The sequence below is a fragment of the Bartonella sp. ML70XJBT.G genome, assembly GCF_028618575.1.
In the GTDB taxonomy this organism is placed as follows: Bacteria; Pseudomonadota; Alphaproteobacteria; order Rhizobiales; family Rhizobiaceae; genus Bartonella.
Genome location: NZ_JAQITA010000014.1, coordinates 49,325 through 58,482, shown reverse-complemented (window position 1 = coordinate 58,482; position 9,158 = coordinate 49,325). Strand labels below are relative to the sequence as shown.

Below are 9,158 nucleotides of genomic sequence, written 5' to 3'. Positions count from 1 at the left end.
GCCTCCTTGTAGAGCGGCATAGCGCAGATGTGCACCACTATAACCATATTGGCGAGGAGCGTTTTCAGAGGAGAAGTTTCCTGTCCCACCATAGGTGTATAAGAAGAAACCACTCTGTTTTTCTTGTTGTTTGCTTAAGAGAGATGTTCTCATATTGGCTAACAGCGCATTTTGCTTGGCCATATCGGTTAAGCCGGTATAGAAGAGGGCATTTGGCATGAGCAAATAGCTTGCCATTTGTGGTACGACCTCTTGTACATTTTGCTCAGGATCAGGGTTAGAGCCAGAATTAGAGCCTGAGCCACTGGGATTAGAGCCAGGGTTTTCGGGATTAGATTCAGAACCCTCAGGATTAGAATTAAGAAATTCAGGTTGTAGACGAAAATCCCAGAAATTTTCATTTTTTTCATCCAACAGGTTTTGCGCCATATTGGCTTTTCCTTGGCTTGAGTTTGGTCCATAGGCACGGAGCATATATTTATCAGGAGAACCATTTATGGTTGTATAACCATGGGCTAATTTAAAAGAGCCTTCTTCGGCTGTTCCAGAAACTTGGATAAGAGAAAGTCCGCGTATATTTTTCTCAACGTTAGAAATATTTTCTTGAGTTGTGTTCCCTTTTAAATTGACGAGAATTTTTGTCTTTCCTGAAACATTTCCATTAATGAGAAGCCGATCGGTTTTTTGCTCTACTATTGGCTTACCATCACTCCACAAAGTATTGAAAGAAATCTGTGCATTGCCTGAAGCATTATAAACTGCAGTGGTGTCTGGTTTTCCTGATCCTATATGCAATGTGTGGTAATGATCGTCTACCACTACTCCATCAAAAATAAGAGAGCTGTTTTCAATATTAAGAATAGAAACATCAGAGCGTGATCTTTGAGAGATATCAACGTGTTTTCCGTCATTGTCGATTTCTGTTATACTGGTTTTTAAGATCCATTGTGTATTGTTTTTCAGGTCAAAGTGCACATTTCTCTCTTGTGCAATTTTTGCTCTGCCCTCTAAAGTGGAATGATCTGCATTTAATGTAAAGCTACCGGTGGCTATCTCCTTAAGTTTTTTATCATCAACCTCATTTTTATCTTTCCAAGAAGTTTTTTTCCAAATAATACCGTCATCTAATAGCATATCGGCATGGATCTCTGAATCTTTAAGATTAAGCGTACCAATTGGTAAAATAGGACTATTTTCAATGCTTTTTTCAACGAGCGCTCCAACGAGAATTCCACGGCCATTGTCGATATGAAGCTTTGTATTGGTTAAATTGATTTCACTGCTACGATATTTTTGTGGATCACTTGGGTGATCTGGATCATTATCAGTTTTATTTGCGAACTGAAATCCCGCGACTTTTGCTGTTGCAGAAATATTTGCGAGATCAATATGACCACCATTTACTACAGCTAATGCAATTTTTTTTGCTTCTATTTCATTTTCATTTTTGGCGCCATTACCTACTTTAATTGCACCATCCTCACTTGCAGCAAGACCAATATCAACATCTTGAATAATTGTATTACCATTTAATTCAATTATACTATCTTCGTAAGATTCTACACCAATAGTTATGTTTTCGGATTCACCACCGGTTATTGTGAGATTACCGCTGACAATTTTACCTTTGCTGCCTGCATAAAGACCTTCATCAAAATGGCTAATGGTTGTTGTGCCAGTTAAATTAATTTTACCAGATTCTGCTACCCATACACCTGACTGCATTTCGGAGGTGTTGAGATTGATCGCTTTTCCACCGATGATATTTAAATTTTCGCTGGTGATTTGTCCGCCAACGCTTGCTCCAAGACCATTAAAAGTATTGTTAATCGTTGTATTGCCATGCAATGTAATTTTGCTCTTCTCTCCATATGCAAATGCACCAGTTCCTGTACCATCTGTTGTGAGAGTAACATCTGTGGCTTCGATTTCTCCTTTGTTTTTTGCATACAATGCATAAGAATTTTTATTTTTCGTTGTTGCAAGCCCTCCTGTTATTATAATTTTTGAACCTGAACCGTCTGCATAGACACCGTTTTTCTGATGTGATGTGATTGTAGCATTGTTTAAAGTAATGGAACTTCCCTGTTTTGCTTGTATGCTATCGCTGGTGCTCTCAAATGATCCTCCAGAGACTGCTATTTGAGAGTTATCATCTGCAAATATGGCATTTGTTGCTTGCGTCACTTTTATATTCTCTAAAATAACTGTACTTTTATTTGCTTTTATTCCATAGTCTAATAACGCATCATTTTTATTACTGGATATTGTCACATTTTCTAGTTTATTTTTTTGGCTCTTACTATTCTCAAAGGTAGCACCAGCTACAGAAGCTTTAATGATTCCGCCAGTCATGCTAATTGCACCACTGTCTTTTGCACTTAATCCGATCGCGGTTTCCACGTTCATTTCTTTTCCATGCAACTCAATTAGGCTGTTGTTACCAAGGGAGAGTGCACCAGCTCCTTCATTACTCTTTGTTTTTAGAGTACTATCTGTGATAATAATATGTCCACCACTCATTGCACCAAGACCAAGACTAGCTTCAATTGTTGTGTTGTTTCCCAATTCAATAATGCTGCTGTTACCAAAGGAAAGTGCACCAGTTCCTTCATTACTTTTTGTTTTTAGGGTACTATCTGTGACAATAATATGCCCACCACTCATTGCAGATAATGCTGTGTTTTTTGCGGTTATTGTTCCTCCTTCCATCTTGATTTTGCTACTATTTGTTGCGTTAAGACCAATATTAGCACTTTCAATCTTTGTATTGTTTTTCAATTCAATGAGACTTTTATCACCAAAGGCAGCGGCACCGGCTCGTTCAGCACCTTCTGCTTTTAGGGTAACGCCTTCTACCTCGATGTGTCCTTTGTTTTTGACTAATAATGCTGTTTGTCCTGTTACATTTCCATTCGTTATTTTGATTATGGAGTTTTCACCTTCAGCATAGAGCCCATGTCCATATGTTGATGTAATTGTAACATTATTTTTTTTATCTTTATTTAAAATAATGCTACCACCATCTAAAGCATATATTGTGTCATTTTTTGCCTCAAATGATCCTCCATTGACCGTTATTGTAGAGTTATTACTTGCAAATACGGCATTCTTTACTTGCGTCACTTTTACATTTTCTAAATCAACTTTACTTTTATCTGCTGTTATTCCCAATTTTAGTAGCGTATTGTCTTTACCACTTGATATGGTCACATTTTCTAGTTTGTTTTCGGTGCTGTTACTGTTTCCAAAGTGAACGCCAATGCCGGAAACCGTAATCATTCCCCCTGTCATTTGAAGTATGGCGTCATCTTTTGCTTCAAGACCCAAAGGGATGTCTGAATCCGTTCCTTTTATGGTCGTTTTATTTCCCGTTAATTTAATTGCACTGCCTTTACCCTCAGCGCTTATAACGTAGTTTTTTTCGTTTGAGCTTGAGTTTGTGTCTTTATTTCCGGTTACCTTCAAATCAGTTCCGGTGATTTGCCCCTCTTCTAGGGCATGAAGAGTTTCATAAGTGGCATTTTTGACCTCTCTTTTTTCTCCAGAAACTTTAAGAGATTCAGCATGGACATTGAACTGGATATTAAACAGCATAATAGCTGCTGTTGCCATAGATGACAGAAGGGATTTTTTATACACAAGTACTCTCCTTTTGAAGCCCCCAATATTCATTTCCCCGCATTCTTCAAAAGAAGAATAGAAATAGATATTGCTTTTCGTTTAATAACGCATCATATTGATAATTTCCTTTTCCTTTTTTGTCAAAATGAATCTTGAATCTTATTAAAATTGTATTTTATTTATATTGAATATATTATGTATTTATAAATGAATAATTATTATCCATTATAAATTATTTGCAGTAATATTTATATTCTCTTCAGGAATTATTAGAGAGTATGCAACGGTATATATTCTCTGCATTGTGCATTGCTTCTGAACTATTTGCAGAAGCTTCTCAATGGGTTTTATTCTTATGCATAAAAGAATCCGTTGTTTAGATATGATGCCCACGTGATTGTTGCTTCATATTTTTCTGTCATGGGCATAAAATATATTAGCATTTCTTGAATTTTTAAGAAGGAGCCGGCTTCTTACCATGTTGGATTGATGTCTTCTTGGTTGATATATCTTATGCTAAAAAACGCAATTAATGCAATGTGTTAAGAAAGAAGTTTACAATAAATCATGCTTTGATATCAGAACACATTTTCATTAAAGCATCCTTATATTCATTATTTTGAGCTTATGTCACATTCTTGACATAAAAAACAAAAAAAACTGTTTCAGAAGCTTTATGGGCAAGAATAAAATACGTTATGTTAATGGTGATGTGTGTATGAGATATAAAATTGGATATCGGGTAATTACTGTGATTGCTTTTGCTCTCTCTGGTTGTTTTGATGTTGGGTTTGAGACAAAAAGAGGGGGAAGGCTTGATAATAGGTTAATGGATTGGTCCATAAAGGATAAGTCGCTTGTGAGAAATTATACTGCTGTCATCATGGCTGATCCACAACCATGGCGTTTAAATTCTGGTGATGCCAATGGACTATCCCACAGAGAGCCATGGTTAAAGATAAATGAGCAGGTTGCCAAAGTTATCAAAGCGCATAAGGTTGCTTTCCATATTGTGAATGGTGATTTGACGGAATTTGGTCAACAAAAAAACTATGATGATTATAAAAATGTTTATAAAAATCTTGGTTCTCCTGTTTATGAGGGGTTGGGGAATCACGATTATGCGAATAATGTTGGTCTTTGTGCCATGCCTGAGGTGTTCAATTTTTATAAGGATGCCTGTGCTATCAGTGCAGTTTCAAGAATGGTGGCGGAAATCAAAAAATATCGTAGTAAGCTATCTCATTTTAGTGTGGATGTTACTGAAAGTTTGCTTCCTGTTTCGGGTGGAAATATTCACAGCATTAAGGGGAGTTTAAGTTATTCTTGGGATCACGGCGATATTCATTATGTGCAACTGCACAATTATCCAAGTTATACGGTACATCTGAAGGGACCATCCGTGGAGGTGCAAATCAGTAAATCTTTGGATTGGCTGAAAAAAGATTTAGAGGCTGCTGATGCGAGAGGGAAAGTGACAATTATTAATTTTCACGATGCTCGTGCCGCTTCTATTGATGGTGAATCCTTTTTTATTCGTAAAAAGAATGCTCAAGATTTGTCGGTGTTTAAGTCCATCATCACTTCTCATAATGTCAAGGCGATATTCGTTGGACACACGCATTATCAGTCCTATTGCCGTGCGAAGGATGATAAGGTTTTTGGTAATATTCCTGTCTATACAGCTGGTGCACTCTTTAATGGAGATTATTACCTTATAGATGTGAAGGGGAAGAATATTCACGTTAAAGCTTATAATGGAGTGATAGGAAAACCTCTTTTGATCAAAGATCTCGGTATTATTGGACAAGATAAAGAATTTTCCGCAAGTTGCAGTCGATTATAATAAAGTTTTTCTCTTATTGCATAGAGGCAAGAGTATGTTCTCTGCATAAAGCTTGAGAAGTAAGTGTCCTTAATATCGTGCGATGGTACAGAAAAAAATGGCATCTTATTGTTTGTTTTTATTTTAAGGTGCCGTTTCTGTTATGCGTAAATTAATATACAATAATGTTCCTGTACTGTCTTATTTATCTTTCTTGTTGTTTGACAGTAGGTTTTGTCTGAAGTGGGAAGGTTATTAGACGGTGTTTGTGCTCTTTTGGTGATTACAGAAAAGGTTTTCTCATCTCAATGATGTGCTAAAAGTCTGCAAAACCTTTAGCTAATTTACACTAAAAGAAGTGAGAGCAATATATTCTTGTATTCTGTAAATAACGCGATTTTGGCATGGGAATTGATCATCACAAATTGCGATTTTAGAAGAGAATAAAAAAGACTCATGAAAGGGATTTGAAGCCTCTTTGAAGCTCATTTGGTTATTGTATAAAGCGAAGATTTTTTCTCTTAATTGACGAATAGAGCAATCATCTCATAATTATGACGAAATTGTCATTTTAAATATTTTCTTTCTTACTTTTCAATCTTTGTAACAGACAGTCATTGTGAGTCATAGCAAAGAAAAACTTTACCTTGTCCAAATTGGATCTGTAAGAGATATTTTTTTAAGACAATTATGCTGAAAATCATAAAAGTGAAGAAAATTTTGGTGTGTCACTTGGAATCATGATATTTATCATAACTGATTTTAGCTTTTCATTCTTCGTATGAAGGGGGATTGGTTCAACTTTCTTGATTGTACAGATGAGTGGAGCATCTTTGAGTTTTGCTCAATAGAATAAATTCATCTTGTAGATGAGTGAAAAAAGAGTTCATCGCTCCATTATCATGTGTTTATTGGAATAAACTTTAAATTCACCGAAGTTTATAAAGCCTAATTTTTTATAAATGCCCATGCCCTCGTGAGAGGCTTGCATACCAATAATATGACATTTCTTTTTTTTTAAATACTCAATAGCAATTTTTGTCATTATTGTCCCAATACCTCATTGTCCCAATACCTCTTTTTTGAAAATCTGGATTGGTAACAATATCATATACTCCGCCAACTCCATGGGCTTTTATGCAAAAACATATTGCTATAGGATTGTTATTGATATAGCCAACGAACATCTCCACATCAGGGTCTTTTTTATAACAACGACCTATGGTTTCATAAAATCTTACCGCTTTTTCATCAAAAGTCTCGAAGACTGATGCCATAACATTTCCGTAATCTCTAAACTCTTGACGTGATTCAACTTCCTTGATTTTGAAGTTATCCGGCAGAGAAGTAACATGTGAGTTTATATCTTGCGCTAAAGCTGCCATTCCTACCTCTGTTTCAACATGCTCTAACCCCATAGATAAGAGAACTTCATTGATGTTATAATGAGATGAATGAGGTCCAACCCACCAAGCTACAGGGAGTTTTTGTGCATTAAAGCAATCGATTATGGATTTTGCTTGATCTACAGGTATAGTTTCTTGTAAATTTTTAGCAGAGATAATGTTGAATGTGTCTGAGGAAAATGCTGAATTAACACAAGATACTCCATTTGAAAAATCAACAATTTTCATTTTGGGGGACAGTTTTGGTAAAAAACGTACCTTTGAGCAAAAATTATTCTTTAATGATAAGTAAATTTTTGATTTTTTTAGCATTTGTTTTCCTGATCATTTATTATTAATCTGTAATATGGGGGCTGTAAAAAGTCCGTTGGCTCAAAGGCAATCCCAAAGTCTTTCAAATAAGCTTCTATAATATACAAATCCACAAAAGATCTGCTGCCAATACTAAAAAAATGATCCTCTGGATAGCAAGAAATCATAAAAAATGCCTTGTGAAAAAGCGTGTCTGGAAAAACCGAAGTTATTGTTGCCAGACAATGTTATGGACCAACGGGAAATGTCTATTATCTCACTCTTTAAGCTTATTTTACATGTTTTAGTGACCGAACAAATAACGATAACTTTCCAGAAATATCCGCTTGAGCTCAAAATAATGATCCGATGATTGAGAAGCAAAATCCCATAGATTCTCACAAAAAATGACGAATCTTAAAACAACCTTTGAAAGGTCTTTGAAGATCCTTTGAGAACCCCTTAAAAATCATGTGAAACAAAATAAATTGGTACAAAACCTAGTGTCAAAATATACAAAACCTGTGTAGTTTGACAGTAGGTTTTATACTAAGTGGGAAAAGGTGGGATTAGGTAGGAATACGTGGTAATTTGTTGTTTTTATAGTTATTTTTTACCATTAAAGGCGCGTTTTGTAAAATTGTATTTTGACACCTAAAATTGCGAAAATTACCGAAAATCAGAAAAAAGTGCGTTTTCATGGTAAAAATGAGAGAAGGCTTTGAAAGGTCTTTGAAAACCCTGTGAAAAATTTTGAAAAGTCTGTGAAAGCCCAGAAAACCGCCTTTGAAGACCCTTTGAAAAAAATCAATCCAAAAGTTCAATTGATTCCAAAATCAGCCAAAAATGACCAAAAAAGCAAAAAAGATTTTCACCTATTGATGATTATCTCCTTTTAGAGGTAATATATACTTATTAATCAAATGGTTATATTATTTTTTTAATGTAAAAAGATTTTCATATCGATTTTTCATTTTAGAGAGGCATTAAGCCGTATTTTGTGTAGTTTCTAGATGTGCTCTTTCAGCTTCTATTTGACGCTTTAAATGCAATTTTAGGAGAGGCAAAGTAAGCTCTATTTCTTCCGTGTCGTTGATGTCTTGAACAAGCTCTTGCAGTTTTTTATAAAGTTCCGCCGCGAGTTCCGCTATATCTTCGGGGGGGAGTTTAATTTTTGCATCGCGATAGGTTGTATAAGCTATGCGACCAAGTTTTTTCATGAGACCAGCAGGAATGGTGGGTGTCTTAAAATCCGCTGTTTTCGCTTTTGCTACGTCTGTAAACATCTCACCTTCACCTGTAGCTAGCCATTCCACAGATACACCGCAAATATTTTTGTAAATTACCAACATTGATACAGGTGGTTCGCGCAAACCAGTTTCGTAGTTACTCATAGTACTTTCAGGTACTGCAAGATGATCAGCGAATTGTTTGCGTTCCAAAAAACCAAGGGCAAGCCGTACTTCACGCAATCGTTTTGCCAGTTCTGTTTTAGGTTCTTTTTTAGGGCGTCCCAAAAAAAATCACTCCTAATCCACATTTAGGTTGACTAATTCACAAAAGCGAATTATATCTATTATTACCGCCCGATATAGAGGGCAGATATTTTACAATTAACCCCACAAAAAACGGATGGTTTGAGCATCCGTTTGAAGCAGGAGCGAAAGTTATGACAACCACCCAAACATGCATTCAAGTATGGGATCGCCATAGTATTTTAGCTGAGCTACGCCGCCGTAATATGACCTTGGCGGAGCTCGCGAAAGCTTATCAACTCTCCTCATCCAGTGTTCAACACATTTGGACACGGTCTAACGAGAAAGCCGAACGCGCCATTGCCGATTTTATCGGTTTGCCTGTCGAACAGGTTTTTAGCGACCGCTACCCCAAAAGTCGCCGTCGCATTTTTAAAGCAGCAAAACATGCCAATACAGATTCGCGTGCGCATTCTGCTTTGCGCGGTAATGCTGCTTAAACTTCGTTACACGGCTTTGCGTTTTTGCGCATTTGCC

General features: G+C 36.3%; 5 protein-coding genes. 2 read left to right on the top strand and 3 right to left on the bottom strand.

Going from position 1 to position 9,158, the window contains the following annotated elements; translation table 11 throughout:
* A partial coding sequence (locus tag PVV64_RS07545; protein WP_273760452.1) for a right-handed parallel beta-helix repeat-containing protein occupies positions 1-3,642 on the bottom strand: 3,642 nt, incomplete at its 3' end.
* A 700-nt stretch (positions 3,643-4,342) separates the two neighbouring features.
* Between PVV64_RS07545 and PVV64_RS07540 the strand changes: the two genes are divergently transcribed.
* Positions 4,343-5,470, top strand: coding sequence for a metallophosphoesterase (locus PVV64_RS07540; RefSeq protein WP_273760451.1), 1,128 nt, complete (start codon positions 4,343-4,345; stop codon positions 5,468-5,470).
* Positions 5,471-6,474: 1,004 nt separating this feature from the next.
* On the opposite strand, the gene PVV64_RS07535 is transcribed toward PVV64_RS07540, so the two are convergent.
* Positions 6,475-7,167 (bottom strand): GNAT family N-acetyltransferase, encoded by a 693-nt coding sequence (locus PVV64_RS07535; protein ID WP_273760450.1) that lies wholly within the window; start codon positions 7,165-7,167, stop codon positions 6,475-6,477.
* A gap of 965 nt (positions 7,168-8,132) precedes the next feature.
* A complete protein-coding gene (locus PVV64_RS07530) occupies positions 8,133-8,663 on the bottom strand; it encodes a helix-turn-helix domain-containing protein (RefSeq protein WP_273721833.1) in 531 nt (176 codons plus the stop codon).
* A gap of 152 nt (positions 8,664-8,815) precedes the next feature.
* Between PVV64_RS07530 and PVV64_RS07525 the strand changes: the two genes are divergently transcribed.
* On the top strand, positions 8,816-9,121 hold the full coding sequence (locus PVV64_RS07525; protein WP_005864619.1) for a helix-turn-helix transcriptional regulator: 306 nt from the start codon (positions 8,816-8,818) through the stop codon (positions 9,119-9,121).
* Positions 9,122-9,158: the final 37 nt, after the last annotated feature.

Coding starts and splice junctions, on each gene's coding strand:
- PVV64_RS07535 (WP_273760450.1), bottom strand. CDS start 7,167: ATGCTAAAAAAATCAAAAATTTACTTATCATTAAAGAATAATTTTTGC.
- PVV64_RS07540 (WP_273760451.1), top strand. CDS start 4,343: ATGAGATATAAAATTGGATATCGGGTAATTACTGTGATTGCTTTTGCT.
- PVV64_RS07525 (WP_005864619.1), top strand. CDS start 8,816: ATGACAACCACCCAAACATGCATTCAAGTATGGGATCGCCATAGTATT.